This is a genomic window from Streptomyces sp. NPDC047042, assembly GCF_040644035.1.
Taxonomy (GTDB): domain Bacteria; phylum Actinomycetota; class Actinomycetes; order Streptomycetales; family Streptomycetaceae; genus Streptomyces.
The window spans coordinates 1-17,560 of sequence record NZ_JBEYVP010000061.1; the positions used below are offsets into that span (position 1 = coordinate 1).

Annotated in this window: 13 protein-coding genes, 1 tRNA gene, 1 pseudogene and 1 riboswitch; of the genes and pseudogenes, 8 read left to right on the forward strand and 7 right to left on the reverse strand. The window is 69.8% G+C overall.

The genetic code is table 11. From position 1 onward, the window contains the following. Positions 1-1,224, forward strand: a 1,224-nt coding sequence (locus ABZ855_RS44255) for a phospholipase A2 (RefSeq protein WP_360818345.1), incomplete at its 5' end; no start/stop codon positions are given. 134 nt (positions 1,225-1,358) lie between these two features. Beyond that, positions 1,359-3,854 carry a S8 family serine peptidase gene (locus ABZ855_RS44260; protein ID WP_360818347.1) on the forward strand — a complete coding sequence of 832 codons (2,496 nt, stop codon included), beginning with the start codon at positions 1,359-1,361 and terminating at the stop codon, positions 3,852-3,854. 170 nt (positions 3,855-4,024) lie between these two features. Here the strand turns inward: ABZ855_RS44260 and ABZ855_RS44265 are convergent, their stop codons facing one another. Beyond that, positions 4,025-4,828 carry an exodeoxyribonuclease III gene (locus ABZ855_RS44265; RefSeq protein ID WP_360818350.1) on the reverse strand — a complete coding sequence of 268 codons (804 nt, stop codon included), beginning with the start codon at positions 4,826-4,828 and terminating at the stop codon, positions 4,025-4,027. 68 nt (positions 4,829-4,896) lie between these two features. Here ABZ855_RS44265 and ABZ855_RS44270 point away from each other — a divergent pair, with 68 nt between their 5' ends. Continuing rightward, entirely contained in the window at positions 4,897-5,376 is a 480-nt protein-coding gene (locus tag ABZ855_RS44270; RefSeq protein ID WP_319209294.1) for a GNAT family N-acetyltransferase, read from the forward strand. A 33-nt stretch (positions 5,377-5,409) separates the two neighbouring features. Here ABZ855_RS44270 and ABZ855_RS44275 read toward each other — a convergent pair whose 3' ends face one another. Together ABZ855_RS44275 and ABZ855_RS44280 are read right to left on the reverse strand one after the other, a co-directional pair. Continuing rightward, on the reverse strand, positions 5,410-6,081 hold the full coding sequence (locus tag ABZ855_RS44275; protein ID WP_360818354.1) for a response regulator transcription factor: 672 nt from the start codon (positions 6,079-6,081) through the stop codon (positions 5,410-5,412). After that, the gene (locus tag ABZ855_RS44280; RefSeq protein ID WP_360818357.1) at positions 6,042-7,352 is read right to left on the reverse strand and encodes a sensor domain-containing protein; all 1,311 of its coding nucleotides are present in this window, start codon (positions 7,350-7,352) and stop codon (positions 6,042-6,044) included. Before ABZ855_RS44280 ends, ABZ855_RS44275 begins: the two co-directional genes overlap by 40 nt. A 203-nt stretch (positions 7,353-7,555) precedes the next feature. On the opposite strand from ABZ855_RS44280, the gene ABZ855_RS44285 reads away from it, so the two are divergent. Beyond that, positions 7,556-8,149, forward strand: coding sequence for a TetR/AcrR family transcriptional regulator (locus tag ABZ855_RS44285; protein WP_360818360.1), 594 nt, complete (start codon positions 7,556-7,558; stop codon positions 8,147-8,149). Positions 8,150-8,308: 159 nt separating this feature from the next. Here ABZ855_RS44285 and ABZ855_RS44290 read toward each other — a convergent pair whose 3' ends face one another. Next, the gene (locus ABZ855_RS44290) at positions 8,309-9,175 is read right to left on the reverse strand and encodes an alpha/beta hydrolase (protein ID WP_360818363.1); all 867 of its coding nucleotides are present in this window, start codon (positions 9,173-9,175) and stop codon (positions 8,309-8,311) included. 225 nt (positions 9,176-9,400) lie between these two features. Here ABZ855_RS44290 and ABZ855_RS44295 point away from each other — a divergent pair, with 225 nt between their 5' ends. The 3 genes and pseudogenes from ABZ855_RS44295 to ABZ855_RS44305 form a co-directional block, all read left to right on the forward strand. Next, the gene (locus ABZ855_RS44295) at positions 9,401-10,003 is read left to right on the forward strand and encodes a TetR/AcrR family transcriptional regulator (RefSeq protein WP_360818366.1); all 603 of its coding nucleotides are present in this window, start codon (positions 9,401-9,403) and stop codon (positions 10,001-10,003) included. Between the two features lie 398 nt (positions 10,004-10,401). Next, positions 10,402-10,476, forward strand: a tRNA-Trp gene (locus ABZ855_RS44300). Positions 10,477-10,872: 396 nt separating this feature from the next. Next, positions 10,873-10,965: pseudogene (locus tag ABZ855_RS44305) on the forward strand (limonene-1,2-epoxide hydrolase); the annotation flags it as partial. 22 nt (positions 10,966-10,987) lie between these two features. On the opposite strand, the gene ABZ855_RS44310 reads toward ABZ855_RS44305, so the two are convergent. Then, complete coding sequence (locus ABZ855_RS44310; protein WP_360818369.1) at positions 10,988-11,356, reverse strand: helix-turn-helix domain-containing protein; 369 nt, start codon at positions 11,354-11,356, stop codon at positions 10,988-10,990. A gap of 92 nt (positions 11,357-11,448) precedes the next feature. On the opposite strand from ABZ855_RS44310, the gene ABZ855_RS44315 reads away from it, so the two are divergent. Then, entirely contained in the window at positions 11,449-12,258 is an 810-nt protein-coding gene (locus tag ABZ855_RS44315) for an MBL fold metallo-hydrolase (protein WP_360818372.1), read from the forward strand. An 855-nt stretch (positions 12,259-13,113) separates the two neighbouring features. Here ABZ855_RS44315 and ABZ855_RS44320 read toward each other — a convergent pair. Together ABZ855_RS44320 and ABZ855_RS44325 are read right to left on the reverse strand one after the other, a co-directional pair. After that, positions 13,114-16,320, reverse strand: a complete 3,207-nt coding sequence (locus ABZ855_RS44320) for a VCBS repeat-containing protein (RefSeq protein WP_360818375.1) — start codon at positions 16,318-16,320, stop codon at positions 13,114-13,116. Between the two features lie 259 nt (positions 16,321-16,579). Next, complete coding sequence (locus ABZ855_RS44325) at positions 16,580-17,446, reverse strand: tetrahydrofolate dehydrogenase/cyclohydrolase catalytic domain-containing protein (RefSeq protein ID WP_360818378.1); 867 nt, start codon at positions 17,444-17,446, stop codon at positions 16,580-16,582. 21 nt (positions 17,447-17,467) lie between these two features. Then, positions 17,468-17,554: riboswitch (ZMP/ZTP riboswitch) on the reverse strand. Between the last annotated feature and the right edge of the window lie 6 nt (positions 17,555-17,560).

A 17,560-nucleotide genomic window follows, 5' to 3' on the forward strand; every position in this document is an offset into this window, starting at 1 on the left:
TTCCCCAGCGGCGGCGGTGTCAGGAAGTACACGAGTGCGGAGGGCAGCAAGCTCACCGACACCACCCGCTTCGACGAGGCGAGCGGAAAGCTCGTCTCCACGATCGTGGAGACCCTCTCCCCCGGCACGCTCACCGCCGACCCGGACGTGGAGGCGGGCGGTGACGCGGACGCCGCCGCCCCTCTGGGCGTGGACACCCTCACCCCCACCTACACGTGGAAGCAGGCCGTCACCGGCACCGATTCCTGGCGGGTGACGGGGGTCGGCAACGTCGCCGACGGCGTCCTGTCGTCCGCCGGCTACGACACCAAGGGCCGCATCGCTTCGATCAAGGAAGCCGCCGCAGGGGAAACCCCCGAGCAGTCGGTGACGGTGAAGTACTCGGCCGCGACGACGGCCACCGCCGCCGCCGCGGGTGAGTTCGCGGGACGGGTCAAGGAGATCACCGTCACGACCGGTGCCACCACCCAGACCCTGGCCCGCTACGCCTACGACACCACCGGGCTGCTGCGGTCGGTCGCCAACCCCGTCGAGGGCACCGACACCGTCTCCTCCTACGACTACGACACCACCGGCCGCGTCTCCGACGTCGCCTCCCCCTCCAACGGCACCTGGGACCTGTCCTTCCCCGGCGACGCGGTCGCCCCGAACGTCGAGGCGGTGGGTCCTGCCCGTCCGACCTCGCAGTCGGTGTTCTCGGGTGCCTCCGGCATCACCGACACCACTGTGACGACGCCGCCGGCCACGGATTTCACCACGGGTGAGATCTCCGACCCGCAGGCCTACCCCCGTCACTGCAACCGTGCCACGGACTGGCTGTGGTACCTGGAGAGCGGCTGCGCGGCGTGGGCGGCGCACTACGGCTGGCACAAGCCGCTGTGGAAGCAGACCCCGACCAAGCACTGGGTCGTGGGCATCAACAACGACGGCTGCAGCACCCCCGGTCCGAACGTCAGCAAGCCGGGCGGCTTCAACTTCCGTACCGCGTGCGACATGCACGACTACGGCTACGGCCTGATCGGCAACACGTACAAGGGCTACCGCTACTACCTCGACCGCAACAAGAAGGCCGCTGTCGACAACGCGTTCCACACCACGATGAAGACCTACAGCTGCAAGGCCTACTTCATCACCAAGCGGCCCGCCTGCCGGACCTTCGCCTACGCCTACTACAAGGCCGTCGGCCTCAAGGGCAGGCCCGTCAACGGCGCCAACGCCACCTGACCCACCAAGCGTGACCGGGCCGGGTGGCAGAGCCCCACGCCACCCGGCCCCCCTCCTCCTCGCACCTGCCTTTCTCGCACACCTCTCACACACCCTTCCGGGCCGAGCCACGCCCGTTTCCCGTTGGAGCAGCATTGAAGAGACCGATATGGGCAGCGGTGGTCACCGTGATGATGACCGCGGCCATCGGCGCGGTTCCGGCCCACGCAGCCGTCGCACTCACCAGCGCCACTACGGCAGCCGCGGAAGCGGCAGTGACAGCGGTGGCCGAGGGTGATCCGATCGACCCGCCGCTGTACGACGAGACCGCCGACGGCGCCACCGTGCGCGTCAACGTCGTCACCAAGGACCGCGCCGACCTGGCCGACGCTGCGGCTGCCGGCACCACGCGGCAGTCGTTCGAGACCCTGCCCGTCGTCACCCTCGAAGTCGACCAGAAGGGGCTGCAGGACCTCGCCGCCCAGCCCGGCGTGGTCAGCGTCACCGAGGACGTTGCCTCGCGGCCCACCGCCGACGACGACAGCGTCTCTCTCAGCAGCGCGGAGGACACCGCCGACGCGGCCACGGCAGCGGGCGCGACCGGTCAGGGCGGCACGATCGCCGTCCTGGACACCGGCGTCGACACCAGCCACCCCTACCTCAAGGGCCGGATCGTCGCCGAGGCATGCTTCTCGCCGATCGTCCCCGACTCCTCCGCCACCAGCCTCTGCCCCAACGGAACCGCCCAGCAGGAGGGCACGGGCAGCGCGAACACCGGCACCGGGCCCTGCCTGACCGTCCACGGCTGCGACCACGGCACCCACGTCGCGGGGATCGCCGCCGGCAACGGCGCAAACCTCACCGGCGCACCCGCCGCCGGCACCGCCCCCGGCGCGAACATCGTCGCCATCCAGATCTTCAGCCAGTTCAACTCCGAGGACTTCTGCGGCACCCCCGAAGACACCCCCTGCGTCGCCAGCTTCGCCAGCGCCCAACTCGCAGGCCTCGAAAAGGTCCTGCAACTCAAGCAGGCCGGCACGCCCATCGTCGCGGCGAACCTCAGCCTCGGCTCCGGCCGCTACACCACCGCCTGCGACAACGACGCCCGCAAGAAGGTCATCGACGACCTCCTCACCGCCGGAGTCGCCACCGTCGTCGCGGCCGGCAACAACGCCTACGACAACGCCGTCACCAGCCCCGGCTGCGTCTCCTCCGCCATCACCATCGGCTCCACCACCGCCGACGACCAGCTCTCCGCCTTCACCAACCGCGGCCCGCTGCTGGACCTGTTCGCCCCCGGCACCAGCATCCTCTCCTCCGTGCCCGGCGGCGGCTACGCCACCAAGAGCGGCACCTCCATGGCCGCACCCCACGTGGCAGGCGCCCTCGCCGTCCTCCACCAGGCCTTCCCCGACAAGAGCATCACGAGCCTCGAGTCGCTCCTGAAGAACACCGGCAAACCCATCACCTACACAGGGGCCACCACCCCCCGCATCGACCTCACCAAGGCACTCGGTTACACGCCCGACAGGACCGGCGACTTCAACGGCGACGGCAAGTCCGACGCCGCCTACCTGTACGGCTACGAGCCCAACGCCGACGGCACCAACCACTCCGCCCTGTGGCTGCAGGCCTCGACCGGCAGCGGCTTCGCCAGCCCGGTCAAGAAGTGGGACTCGGGCGGCGGCTCCTGGGACGGAACCCTCAGCAAGCCCGTCTCCGGTGATTTCAACGGCGACGGCAAGTCCGACGTGGCCGTCCTCTACAAGTACGCCAACACCGCCGACGGACGCGGCCACTCCGCCCTGTGGACCTTCACCTCAACCGGCACCGGCTTCAACAACCCCGCCAAGGTCTGGGACTCGGGCGGCGGTTCCTGGGCCTGGGACAGCAGCAAGCTCGTGGCCGGTGACTTCAACGGCGACGGCAAGTCCGACGTGGCCGTCCTGTACAAGTACGCCAACACCGCCGACGGACGCGGCCACTCCGCCCTGTGGACCTTCACCTCCACCGGCACCGGCTTCAACGCCCCCGCCAAACTGTGGGACTCCGGCGACGGCTCCTGGACCTGGGACAACTCCGCCCTCATGGCGGGCGACTTCAACGGCGACGACAAGTCCGACGTGGCCGTCCTCTACCGCTACGCCAACACCGCCGACGGACGCGGCCACAGCGCCCTGTGGACCTTCACCTCCACCGGCAGCGACTTCAACAACCCCGCCAAGGTCTGGGACTCCGGCGCGGGTTCCTGGACCTGGGACAACAGCAAGCCCGTGACCGGCGACTTCAACGGCGACGGCAAGTCTGACGTAGCCGTCCTCTACCGCTACGCCAACACCGCCGACGGACGCGGCCACAGCGCCCTGTGGACCTTCACCTCCACCGGCACCGGCTTCAACGCCCCCGCCAAACTGTGGGACTCCGGCGACGGCTCCTGGACCTGGGACAACTCCGCCCTCATCGCAGGCGACTTCAACGGTGACGGCAAGTCCGACGTCGGCGCCTTCTACCGGTACGCGAACACCGCCGACTCACGCGGCCACTCCGCCCTGTGGACCTTCACCTCCACCGGCACCGACCTCAACAACCCGGTCAAGGTCTGGGACTCGGGTGCCGGCGACTGGTCCTGGAGCCGGACCAAGACCATCTGACCCGGACGCGACCACCTGACAGAGCGCGCCCCGCCGGAACCACCTGACAGAGCGCTCCCAGGCCCGTAACCACCCCTGGAACACCCGTCCCGGGTGGCGGAGAACACACCGCCGCCCGGGACGCCCTGCGTTCCGCGTTCCGCGTTCCGTTGTTCCACCGCGCTCTCGGCTCAGAGGTCGTACACGACTGTGACGGGCGCGTGGTCCGACCAGCGCTCGGCGTGGGTCGCCGCCCGCTCGACGTACCCCTTGACCGCCTTGGCGGCGAGCCCCGGCGTCGAGATCTGGTAGTCGATGCGCCATCCCGAGTCGTTGTCGAAGGCCCGCCCCCGGTAGGACCACCACGAGTACGGCCCCTCGACCTCCGGGTGCAGGGCCCGCACCACATCCACGAAGCCGCCGTCCCCCTCGTCGAGTACGCGCCCGAGCCATTCGCGCTCCTCCGGCAGGAACCCGGAGTTCTTCTGGTTGGCGCGCCAGTTCTTGAGGTCCGCGGGCTGGTGGGCGATGTTCCAGTCGCCGCACACGACGACCTCGCGGCCGTCGGCGGCGGCCCGCTCCCGCAGACCCTTGAGGTAGGCGAGGAACTCGCCCATGAAGCGGACCTTCTCGTCCTGCCGCTCGGTGCCGACCTCACCCGAGGGCAGATACAGACTCGCGACGGTGACCCCGGGCAGATCGGCCTCGACGTACCGGCCGCTGTCGTCGAACTCCTCCGACCCGAAGCCGACCTGGACGCGGTCGGGCTCGCGGCGGGTGTAGAGGGAGACGCCGGCGCGGCCCTTGGCAGCGGCGGGGGCGTGCGTGACGTACCAGCCCTCGGGCGCGCGGACCTCCTCCGTCAGCTGCTGCGGTTCGGCGCGCACCTCCTGGAGGCACAGCACATCGGCGGAGGTCTCGGCGAGCCACTCCACGAAGCCCTTCTTCGCGGCGGCGCGGAGTCCGTTCACATTCACACTGGTGACAGTCAGCACCCGGGCACGATACCCGCAGACCGAAAACGCCTGGCGGCGGCAACATGCATAGATGTACCTTGAGCGGTATGAATATCCGCCGGGTCTCCTTCGACCACCCCGACGCCGTCAAGCTCAACGACCAGGTCCAGGCCGAGTACGCCGCCCGCTACGAGGACGAGGGCGACGCCACCCATCTCGACCCGGCGATGTTCGATCCGCCGTCCGGCCTGTATCTGATCGCGTACGACGAGCAGGACCGCCCGGTGGCCACGGGCGGCTGGCGCGGCCACGACGAGGAGTCCGAGGAAGGCTATCTGCCCGGCGACGCCGAGCTGAAGCGGATGTACGTCGTCGAGGAGGCCCGCGGACTCGGCCTGGCCCGCCGCATACTCGCCGCCCTGGAGGAGGACGCCCGCGCCGCCGGCCGCACCCGTATGGTCCTGGAGACGGGTGACCGACAGCCGGAGGCCATCGCCCTCTACACCTCCAGCGGCTACGAACCCTCCGCGAAGTTCGGCTACTACCGCCACCACGAGGCAAGCCTCTGCTTCGCCAAGAGCCTTTAGCGGCCCGCCCGGCAGCCCTTCCGGTCAGGCCGGTCAGGCCCGCAGATAGGTGAGCACCGCCAGCACCCGGCGATGCGTCTCGTCCGCCGGAGGCAGATCCAGCTTGGTGAGAATGCCGCCGATGTGCTTGCCGACGGCAGCCTCGGAGACCACCAGCTCGCGGGCTATGGAGCCGTTGGACCGGCCCTCGGCCATCAACGCCAGCACCTCGCGCTCACGCGGGGTCAGCCGCTCCAGCGGATCCCGCCGCCGGCGCAGCAACTGTCGTACGACTTCGGGGTCGACGACCGTACCGCCGGCCGCGACCCGGCCCAGCGCGTCGACGAACTCCTGGACCTGGCCGACCCGGTCCTTGAGCAGATAGCCGACCCCGGTGCCGTCGCCGGAGTCGAGCAGTTCGGCGGCGTAGGCCCGCTGGACGTACTGGCTGAGGACCAGCACGGGCAGCGCGGGCCGGGCCTCCCGCAGCTTCACCGCCGCGTGCAGCCCCTCGTCCTGAAAGCCGGGCGGCATGCGTACGTCCGTCACCACGATGTCGGGTTCCTGCTCGGCGACCGCCGCGAGCAGCGCCTGCGCGTCCCCGACGGCCGCCACGACCTCGTGGCCGACGCGGGTGAGCAGCCCGATCAGCCCCTCCCTCAGCAGCACGCTGTCCTCGGCGAGGACTATGCGGAGCCCTCGGTTCGATCCGTCAACTGGCTCCACTCGCAAGGAATCTCCACCCGCAGCGACGTCGGTCCACCCGGCGGGCTGGACAGGGAAAGTCTGCCATCGAGCACTGACACCCGGTCGGCGAGCCCGGTGAGCCCGCTGCCGCCGGAGGCGTCCGCACCGCCCCGTCCGTCGTCCCGCACGGTGACGACGAGCCGGCCGTCGCGGTGGCCGCCGGCGACCTCGGCCCGGCTCGCCCCGCTGTGCCTGTCCACGTTGGCGAGCGCCTCGCAGACCACGAAGTACGCGGCGGACTCCACGGCCCGGGGAAGCCGGCCGGGCACGTCGAACCCCGTGACATCCACGGAGACCACGGACCGGTCGGCCGCGTCGGACACCGCGGCCTGGAGCCCGTAGTCCGCGAGGACCTGGGGATGGATCCCGTGGATCAGCTCACGCAGCTCCTCCAGCGCGCTCCCCGCCTGCTCCTGCGCCTTGGCGAGCTGATCGGCGAGCGGCCCCGGCGGCGCGTCCAGCCGGGCCAGCCCGAGCGTCACCGACAGGGCGACCAGGCGCTGCTGGGCCCCGTCGTGCAGATCACGCTCGATACGCCGGCGCTCCGCCTCGAAGGCGTCGACCAACCGGACGCGGGAGCGGGCGAGTTCGACGACCCGCTCCCCCAGCTCGACATCGCGCCCTGCGATCAGCAGCCGCGTCAGCCCGGCCCGCGCCCCGGCGACGACCCCGAGGACATAGACGCCCAGGGCCAGCAGCACCAGTCCGCCGATCGAGCAGCCGAAGGCGGTCGGCCAGTCGGTGACCGTCCACTGCTTGAGCACCTTGGCCTCCTGCCCGTCGCCGACGGTGGCCATCAGCACCGGAGTCGCGATCACGGACACGGGGAACAACAGCCCGACGCCGACGACCAGGGCGTCCACGGGCCACAACAGCCCCGCGAACAGCAGCGTGTATCCGAGCTCCCGCCAGGTCGCCCGCTCCCCCAGTCGCACCGCCAGCCAGGCCCGCAGCCCCGGCGCGACCGGCGCCCGATGCGGATCGGGCACCGGCCCTGGCTCGACGATCCGCAGCCTGAGCCGCTCGACACGGGCCACGGGTATCCCGGCCAGGGCGAGGGCGGCGAGCAGCGGCAGGCCCACCAGCACGAGGGTGAGGGTTGCGCCGGTCACCGCGAGGGCCAGGACCAGCACCAGGACGAAAGATCCGGTCACCGCCCCGCTGACCAGATAGGCGACAGCCCGCCAGGGCCACCACGACAACGCAAAACCCGGCCGGGCCATGGCCTGCCACACGTTCTTCGGATGCATACGGATCACGGTAGGAGGCACCGGCGAACCGGGCGATGGGCCCAGTGGGCGTCCTCGGGGTATGGCTGGCCCTACCCCGACACTGCGGGACTCGACCGCCCGAACCATGACATTACCTGTCGATCGTAATATTAATTACACCAGACCACAAATTACGATGGGGACACCTGGCAATGGCCCGGCGGAGTCGAGGGAGGAACTCAGTGGCGCGCTACACCAAGGAACACAAACAGGTGACGCGGCAACGGATCATCGAGCGGGCCGGCCGCCGGTTCAAGCAGGACGGCATCGACGGTTCCGGTATCTCCACGCTGATGTCGGACGCCGGGCTCACCAACGGAGCGTTCTACGCCCACTTCGAGTCCAAGGACGACCTCGTCGCCAACGTCGTCGCCCAGCAACTGCGCACACAGGTGGAGCACTACGACACCCTGCGGCCCGGCCGCGACGGACTCGAGGATCTCATCCGCGGGTATCTGTCACCCCAGCACCGGGACAACCCCGGCGACGGCTGCCCGAGCGCCGCCCTCCTCGACGAGATCGGCCGCTGCGGCGACGCGACCAAGGACGCCTACACCGACGGCGCGAGGGCCATCCTGGACGAGCTCGCCGCCCGCCTGGCACCCGGGGATCCGCAGTCCGCCCACGGTCAGGCCATCGGCATCTACACCATGGCGGTGGGAACGCTGCAGCTGTCCCGCGCGCTCTCCGACCGGAAGTTCTCCGACGAGGTCCTCGAGCGGGGAATCGAGAACGTCCTCGCCGTCGCGCGCTGCCAGTCGGTACCGACCGAGTGACCACCTGACAGACGCCAGGACACCGGTGCAGGTCAGTCACGTAGACAGGTGACCAGAGCCGCCCACACCCCACCCGGCGCCACGGCTCTGCGTCAACATCTTCGGTCTTCGGCCCGTACGCCGACCGCACGCCGACCGCACGCCGACCGCACCGCGACCCTACGGCCGGCCGAAGAACTCGAGGGCTGTCGGCACGAACTGCTCGTGGTACTGGAAGATGCCGCCGTGGCCGCCGTCGGGGTAGATCACCAGTTCGGAGTTGGGCAGGCGGCGGTCCATGTCGTAGGTGTTGGACGTCGGGACCATGCGGTCGTCGTCGCCGTTGGCGACGAGCACGGGGATCTTGATGACGGACAGGTCCTGCGGCCGTGCCAGGCCCCAGCGGTGGATGGCCTTGAGCTGGGAGAAGTAGGACTTGAGAGCGATCGCCTTGTCCCGGTCCTGGGTGCGTTCCTTGAGGCGGGCCAGGAACTGCTTGCCGGCGCGGATGCCGTTGGGGGTGCGGGTGAAGAAGAGGAACTGCTTGACGTCCTGGAAGGTGAGCAGTGCCCGGAGGGTGTCGTAGTGGGAGATCCGGGTGACGTTCTTGATGCCTTCGCCTCCGGCCGGGCCGGTGCCGGCGAGGATCAGTCTGCGGATGAGCTGCGGGTCGGTCTGGGCGATGACCTGGGCGATCATGCCGCCCATCGAGAAGCTGAGGACGTCCACCTTCTCGAAGCCCAGCGCTCGGATGAAGGTGACGGAGTCCCTGGCCATCTCCTCGATGGTCTTGGGCGTCTTGCCGGTGGTAGCGCCCACGCCCCTGAGGTCGAAGGTGATCACCCGGTGCTTGGCGGCGATGCCGTCGACGACCCGGGGGTCCCAGTTGTCGAGGACCGCGGCGAGGTGGGTGATGAAAATGATCGGCATGCCGGTGCGGGGGCCGAGGTCGCGGTAGGCGAAGGTCACTCCGTCGGCGGTGACGGTGCGGGTCTGCGCGTTCTTGTACGACGTCACCACGTCACCTCGTGTTTCGCGTGCGTTCACGGTCGTGCCCTTCAATGCGGTTTCCAGGTCTCCCGACTGCGACTGCGGTCCGGGGCCGGCGGCCGGAGGAGGTCCCGGCCGACGATTGAAGTATGACCATACTTTCATCGGGCCGCAAGTGGGCGAGCCGATCGAGACGAAGTTATTGAATTACATTCACAATGCAATACATTGGAGGAGACGACGGAGGCGAGTGGCCCTCCCGGCGGCAGAGGGGTGTGTGGGGTGCGATACAGGAAAGAGCACAAGCAGGCGACCAGACAGCGGATCATCAAGACGGCGGGCCGCCGCTTCAAGGAGGACGGCATCGACGGCTCGGGCATCACGGCGCTCATGAAGGACGCCGGGCTCACCAACGGCGCCTTCTACACCCACTTCACGTCCAAGGACGACCTCGTGGCCACCACGATCGCCGACCAGCTGCACGCCCAGAACGCGACCATCGTCGCGCACGCGGAACCGGGCCGCGCAGGCCTCGAACAGATCGTGCGCTGGTACCTCTCCCCCTGGCACCGCGACAGCCGCGACGTCGGCTGCCCCTCCGCAGCCCTGCTCGACGAGATCGGACGCTGCACACACCCGACCAAGCAGGCCTACACCGAGGGCGTACTGGTGGTCGCCGACGGCATCGCCGCCCGCCTGGCACCACACGACCCGCTCTCGGTCCGCGCCGTGGCACTCAGCTCGTACGCCATGATGGCCGGCACACTCCAGCTCTCCCGAGCCCTGGCCGACCCCCAACTCGCCGACCAAGTCCTCGATCAGGGCATCCACAACGCCCTCGCGCTACTGGACGTCGAACACGAACGCACTTGCGCGGTGCGCTGACGGACGTTGGCGGGGGGCCGGGGAGCGCACTCCGCTCGCACTCCGCACGGCCCAGGCCGCGGCAACTCCGCCGCTGGCACGACACCCTCGTGCAGGAAGAGTGGATCACTCGACAGCCGCATCCTGCACGTCGGCGACCCGGCGCCCCGTGGGCCCGCCGGACAGGGCGCGGCGACGAGGAGCAAGGCCGCAGCGCGGCAAGGCCGTTGACACACGAGGCCCGCTGATCGCACGCGCGGTACGGGCCGCCCGCGTCGCCGACAACGCCGCTGCTATCGCGGCCACCTGCCGAGCAGGACCGGGCGCACGAGATCCAAGGCGGCAGCGGAAGTTCGTAAGGGGAAGTTCGTGGGGGGGGGAAGTTCGTAGGGGGAAGTTCGTAGGATGACGGGCAGGGCGAAGCCGTAGCGCAGAGGTCGTCGCGCGCGGTCTCCAAAACCGCGAGGACGCCGGTTCGAATCCGGCCGGTTTCGCCTGGGCCTGCGGCCTTCGGCGTTAGCCAGGATCACGCTCGCCATGTCTCCTTGCTTCTGGCCGACCTGGACCGCCTGATGATGCTCTGCGGTTCGTGCTGCAGCGTCTGAACAAGTCGCCCCCAGATACGCGGCACGGCCTCGAACTGAACCGGCCTGAAGGTGTGTTGAGGACCGGACCCTTGAATCCCCAGCCTCCACTGACACTTGAGTGAAAGCCCGTGAGGCAATCCAGATCTGGAACACGGCCGTTCCGTCGATCAGGTCGGCCGCCGGTCCCTTGTTGGGCTTCTTCCGCACTCGCCGCACGGTAGGGCAGGTCGTAGCCGGGCCGCCGACCGCGGCCCGGTTCACGCCGTCAGCGGCGACGAGGGGACGAGGGGACGAGGCCATGTCATGAACGAACGCACTGACACGTTCAGCTCCGGCAGACGTGCGGTCACGTTCCGGGTCATGGGTGTCCTCGAGGTCACCGGCGGCCTCATCACCGCCTGGCGCGACGGGTTGGGAGCTACGGTAGGGGGGTGTGGGCGGCTCGGTGGTGGACGTAGTCGCTGGTGTGCTGTTCGGCCCAGCCCTGCAGGTGTCGCAGTGCGGTGGTGGCGCCGCGGGCGAGGTCGGTCAGGGCGTACTCCACCGTCGGTGGGCGGCTGGCGTGCACGGTGCGGGTGATCAGTCCACCGGCTTCGAGGTCGCGGAGGGTCTGCGCGAGCATCTTGTCGCTGACGCCGCCGGCACTCCGGCGCAGCTCGGACCAGCGTTGCGGGCCGTCCATGAGATCCACCAGGACCAGGGTGGCCCACCGGGCCGTGACCAGGTCGAACAGCTGCCTGCTGGGGCAGGAGGGATTGCGGACGTTACCTCGCGCGCTTTCCTGCACGTGCTCACCTCACCTGAAGGTATGTACTTCCCAATAGAAAGTAACTCAGTGACAGTGAGTGGGCCAACCCTGATCGTCAAGGAGTGCCTGCGATGACCGACGATGCCGTGACCCCCGCCGCGAACACCGTGACGGTGCTCGGCGGCCCCACCGCCCTGATCCACCTGGCCGGATGGACACTGCTGACCGACCCGACCTTCGACGCCGCCGGCACGGAGTACCAGGACGGCCCGGTCCTGGTGCGCAAGACCGCCGACCCGGCGCTGAAGCCCGCACAACTGCCCGCCCTCGACGCCGTCGTGGTCAGCCACACCGGGCACCAGGACAACCTCGACACCGCCGGGCGTACGGTGGCCTCCGGCGCCTCGGAGGTGTTCACCACCGTCGCCGGCGCCACCGATCTCGGGGGCGCGGCCGTCGGCCTGGAGCCCTGGCAGACCCGGACCCTGTCGAAGCCGGGCCGCACGCCGCTGAACATCACCGCGGTCCCCGCCCGCCACGGTCCCGTCGGCACCGAGGCCATCACCGGTCCGGTCACCGGCTTCCTCCTGCACACCGACGACGGGTCGGCACCGACGGTGTACGTCTCCGGTGACACCGTCGACCTGGACTCGATGAGCGACCTGGCCGGCCGGTACCGCGTCGACGTGGCGCTGCTGCACCTGGGCGCGGCCGGCTTCGAGGAACTCGGCGACATACGACTGTCGCTGACCGCGGTCCAGGCCGTCGAGGCCCGCCGCCGCCTCGGCGACCCCCTGGTGGTGGCCGTGCACGCCGAGGGCTGGGCGCACTACACCGAGGACCGCGACCACGTCCAGCAGGTCTTCGAAGACTCTGGCGTCCCCCTGCGTTGGCCCACCCCGGGCCGGCCCATCACCCTGCCGGACCCGCACACCCATTGACACCTCACCCGGCGCCGCCACCAATGCCCCTGCCTGCTCGGCGAAGAACGTGGCGAAGTGGTCGGCGCCGGGTGCCTTGTGCGGCAGAACGTTGCGGACCCAGTCTTGGGTGAGCTCGGCGCCGAGCGTGAGGACGGGTGGAGTCAACGGGCCGTAGGTGTTCTCGTCCGCGCAGCCCGAGCCCGCCAAGGGCGACCTCGTCGAGGCGTACCTGGCCCGCAGGGACGGGCGCTGGCTCCAAAGCCTTGCCCCCCCAGGTCGACACGGCCGCGCAAACTCCGCAGGAGCGGCCGCCAGCCGTCTTCGACCAGCAGGCCGAGGACGATCCAGCCGACGGCGATCAGCGCCCTGCGGAGCAGCGGACTCCCGAGGTTCACGCCTCGCACGATACGGAATGGGCGGCTCCGGGGTGACCGAGCCGCAAATGCAAGAATCCCGCCCAACTCCGAGAGTTGGACGCGATCTTGATCCGTTGACTAGCTCACCAACGGTATTGCGGTGGGGTGTTCACGAGTGGGGCTGACGTGCGGCGCCGCGAGGCCCCGAAGATCGCTCCCCATGCCACCGAAGATCATTACCCGAATGGCAGATCGAGGTGACCAGCGGCGGCCGCATCTGGTATCTCCTCGACGCTTCCCGGGCAACCTGTTGGATCACCTTCGCAGGTACGGGGCACCCACGAGCAACAGACCGGCGCTGACAGCCCCGTGAGCCGCGGGACAGGGCAGCGAAATCGACCGCCCTGTCCGCCCTCTGGCATTCAAGCCCAGAAACGACGAAGTCCCGTCCGATCGAAGTGATCGGACGGGACTTCGTGAACCGCCTACGAGCCAACTCGTGAACGGCCCCGGCCGGTCAGGAGAGGGATTTGTACGACCCCCAGCCGCTCCCGACCTTCGTAGGCGCCCCGAACGCCCCCTTCCCGTCCCCGCTCTGGCGGTACAGGTTGCCCGCGGTGTCGCGGGCGACGAGGTCGGACCGGCCGTCGCTGTTGAGGTCGCCGACGCCGACGACGGCGTTGTACGAGGCTCCCCAGGAACCGAACAGCTTCGTACGGGCTTTGAAGGTGCCCCTGCCCGTGCCGCTGAACCGGTACAGGTTGTTGGCCTTGTCCTGGGCGAGCAGGTCGCCGATGCCGTCGCCGTCGAGGTCACCGGCGCCGACGACCTTCTTGTAGCCCCGCCAGTCGGCGTACAGCCTGACCGGCGCGGAGAGCTTGCCGGCGCTGGTGCCCTTGTAGAGGTAGACGGACCCGGTGGACGCCTTGCGGGCGATCAGGTCGGGGCGGCCGTCGCCGGAGACGTCGCCGGGGGAGGTGAGGATGTCGTGCTGGGTCCAGCCGGTGGTGGCGAGGGTGGTGTACGAGGTACTCGGCGTGACCGGGTAGCCGCAGCGCGGCTTGTACAGGCGCAGCGCCCCGTTGGCCATGCGCACGAGTACGTCGTTGCAGCGGTCGCCGCTCAGGTCGCCGAACGGGACCGGCCTGATCGAGGTGGGCCAGCCGGTGCCGGTGTTCTCGCCGTTGTCGCGGCTGATCCCGCCCTTTCCGTTGCCGTCGTGGAAGGCCAGGGCGCCCGAGCCGCTGAGGGTGAGCAGGTCACCGAGGCCGTCCGGACCCTCGATGTCGGTGAAGTCGTGGCGTACCGCCGAACCGCGCTCGGCGGAGCCCGTACCGGTGGCCACCGTGACCGGGGCGGCGGTGCCGAGGCCCGTCGCCCTCAGTGTCCAGGTGTAGTCGCCGTTGGGGAAGTAACTCCCGTTCGCCGCACGCCCGTTCCAGCTCGCCGACAGCCAGGCACGGATCGCGCCGCCGGTGAACGTACGGGTGACCCGGCCGGTCGCGGTGCTCTGTTCCGAGGTGAAGGTGAGGGACCAGGAGGTGACCGGGCGGGAGAGCAGCCAGGAACCCCGCCAGGGGTGGGCCGTCGCGGTGGGTACATCCACGAGGGTGTCGTCGATCATGTTGGCGAACGCGGTCGGGGTGGACGGGGCGACGCCGGTGGTGGTGACGCGCGTCTGCTCGTACGCGTCGAACCAGGCAACCAGGCCCGTGTACTCGTCGACCGTCCAGCGGTAACGGCGGTCGGCCGCCAGACCGGTGTCCGGAATGCCGGAGGCGAGGACCCGGGTGGTGCCGGTGGACGTGTCGGTGAGGACCAGCGCGTCGGTGGTGTGGTCGTGGCGGACGGTGAACCCGTCCCCGAGGAGCACGTCACCGGGCCTGACGGCGGTCGACTTGCGGGACTTGGTGTCGTACACGCCCGCCGAGGCCGTACCGCAGGCCCAGTACACCCAGCGGCCCGCCGCCTGGAGCTCGCCCGGCACGCAGCGGAGGCCCGGCACGGTGACCGTGGCGAGGGTCTTGTCCGCCGTGAGGCTGTACGAGGTGAGCTGGCCGGAGGTGCCGGTGGCGCTCCAGAGGGTGGAGCCGGCCAGGGCGGCGGCGCGAATCGTGCGCTTCAGCTTCTGGCCCCGGCCGAACTCACCGACGTACTGGGCGGGCGTGGTGCCGCCGGAGTTGTAGACGGCGTAGTTGTCGGAGACGTCGACGATGGCGCCGCCCCCGGTGCCGAACGCCAGTGAGCTGTTGCCCCATTCCTCGTTGATGGACACCAGGCGTTCCTTGCCGCCGCTGACCCGCTGGAGGTAGACGTCCTCGGGCTCCTCGCCGTCGTTGCCCCACATGATGGAGCAGCCGGTGCCCGCATACGGGCAGACGGGGTTGACCCTCTGCCCGCTCTTGGCGGCGGACGCGGTCAGCGTGGTGCCGTTGTTCGTGGTGAGGGTGCGGACGGATGTCGCGTCGTCGCCCGAGGTGTTCTCCGCGACGCGCAGGTGGCCCCGGCTGAGGGCGATCCCGCTCTTGGAGTTCTCGTACGGGGCGACCTTGTACAGCTTCGTCAACCGCGGGGCGCCGTCCGCGCCTTCGGTGATCCGGCGGACCCACCAGTCGGCGGCGCCCGTACCGCCGGTGACCAGGGCGGAGCCGTCGGGGACCGCCAGTGGGTTGCCGTAGGTGTCGTTCAGCAGAATGCGGCTGGAGCCGTCGGCCAGGGAGACGGCGGTGCTGCCGCCGTTGGGGTCCGTCAGCACCAGCCAGTTCCCGACGAGAACGGGCACGGGGGTGTAGATGTCCTCGTCGTTGCCGGGATTCCCGGCGACCGGGACGGTCTCCTCGGCGGTGAGGTCGGCGCGCGGCTTCAGATGCAGGCCGGAGCCGGGCGTGTACCAGCCGACGCGGTCCTCGGTGAGTACGACCTCCGGGTAGCGGTCCGTGCCGGTGAAGGCCACGGTGAACGCGGCGGTGGCGAAGTCGAGATAACCGATGCTGGGCGTGCGGACACCGTCAGCCCCAAGGCTGGTGTAGGCGAGCAGCGCGCCCGTCCGGTCACCGGTCGTCTTGGGCGCGTAGCCCCCGTACCCCTCCGTCGGGAAGCCGGTCACCGTACGGTCGCGCTGCTCGCCGTCGACGAAGTCGATCAGCTCCAGCCAGGAGCCCTCCACGACGGAGCCGTCATCCAGGACGCTGTTCTCGTGGGCCGAGACCACTGTCGACCCGTAGGTGCCGATGTAGTCGCCCGACAGGTCGACAGTCTGGAGCGGGCTGCCGTCAGGCCTCCACAGCACAGGGTATTCGTCGCGCTCGCGGGGCTGCAACGCCACGATGTCCCCGCCTTGCGCGAAGAAGCCCGAAGGGCACGCTTCGTCGATCTCGTCGCAACCGGAGCGGTCGTTCGGCTCGAAGACCCCGCCGGGTCCCCGCACGGTGACGGTCGTGCCGTCCGCGTAATTCGTCCACAACAGCCCCTCGACTTCGCTCTGCCGGTGCAGGAAACCGGTCTCGCCCGCCGAGAGCAGGCGCTCGGTGCGGGGGAAGTTCAGGCTGGGATCGTCCAGGACGATCTTGGTGGTGGCGGCTGTTCCGGCCACCGTTGCGGCCTGCGCCGCGCCGCCGCCGTCGGGCGTCGCGGCGAACAGGGTAATGGTGCCGGCCGCGACGGCGACCGTGAACGCGGAGACGAGCGCGGTCGGCCCGCCCCGTCTCAGGGCGTGTCTGCCCACGTGAAGTTCCCTCCCCCGGAGGGCTCCCCAGCCCTCGCACAAGTGAGCGGACTTTACCAGGGCTTGGGACGGGCCACGATCTTGCGTCCCGCTTCGTCCACTTGGCGACGAACGGCGTCAGGATCGCCCCTGGACCTGTGGACCTGCTCGTTCTGGAGAACTCCACGCACCTGTGGAGCGCCACGCGGAGCTGGCAGAGGTATCCGAGCGCTGACGCCGATGCCTCATGGCCGCGCCGCAGGTAAAACACGGATTGCCGTCAGCGCCCTGGGACTCCGAGTTGCCTCGCGGCGGCGTCGGCGGTCTGTGCCAGCAGGATGGCGATGGTCATTGGCCCGACCCCGCCGGGAACCGGGGTGATCAGGCGGGCGCGGGTGCGGGCGGTGTCGAAGTCGACGTCGCCGATGTTGCCCGGGTTGTATCCGGCGTCGATCACCACCGCGCCGGGTTTGATGTCTTCTCCGCAGATCAGCCGGGGCTTCCCCACGGCCGCGATCACGATGTCGGCTTCCCGGACCATCGCGGACAGGTCGGCGGTACGGGAGTGGCAGTAGGTCACCGTGGCGTCCTTGGCGAGCAGGAGCATTCCGACCGGTTTGCCGAGGATGGCGCTGCGGCCGATCACGACGGCGTGCCGGCCTGCGGGGTCGACGTCGTACTCGTCCAGCAGCCGCATGATCCCGCCGGGCGTGCACGACACGAAGCCGGGCAGCCCGAAGCTCATCGCGGCGAAGGAGTGCATCGTGACGCCGTCGACGTCCTTTTCCGGGGCGATGGCCTCGAAGGCCGCGCGTTCGTCGATGTGCTCACCGGCGGGGTGCTGCAGCAGGATGCCGTGCACGCCGGGGTCCTGGGACAAGGCGGTGAGTGTGCCGACCAGTTCGGCGGTCGTGGTGGTGGCGGGCAGAGGGACATGCCGGGAGGTGATGCCGGCCTTCGCGCAGCGCGCCTGCTTCATGCGGACGTACGTCACGGACGCTGGGTCCTCGCCCACCAGCACGGTCGCCAGGCACGGCGCCACGCCGGTGTGCCGTGAGATCTGCGCCGCTCGGGCGGTGGTCTCCTCGATGATGCGCCGGGCGAGCCCAGTGCCGTTCATGAGCTGGGCCGTCTGTGTCGGGGACATGGTCGCCTCCAGGCGTCGTTGACCACTCGCCCAGGCGCACGGCATCGACCGATTCGTCAGACCGCTCCCCGGTGGTGCTCCACCTCAGCGCCAGTCACGGCCCACACAGCACTT

What these genes read in the sequence shown, in the direction of transcription:
- ABZ855_RS44270 (WP_319209294.1), top strand. Translation starts at nt 4,897, where the DNA reads ATGAATATCCGCCGGGTCTCCTTCGACCACCCCGACGCCGTCAAGCTC.
- ABZ855_RS44280 (WP_360818357.1), bottom strand. Translation starts at nt 7,352, where the DNA reads ATGCATCCGAAGAACGTGTGGCAGGCCATGGCCCGGCCGGGTTTTGCG.
- ABZ855_RS44315 (WP_360818372.1), top strand. Translation starts at nt 11,449, where the DNA reads ATGACCGACGATGCCGTGACCCCCGCCGCGAACACCGTGACGGTGCTC.
- ABZ855_RS44325 (WP_360818378.1), bottom strand. Translation starts at nt 17,446, where the DNA reads ATGTCCCCGACACAGACGGCCCAGCTCATGAACGGCACTGGGCTCGCC.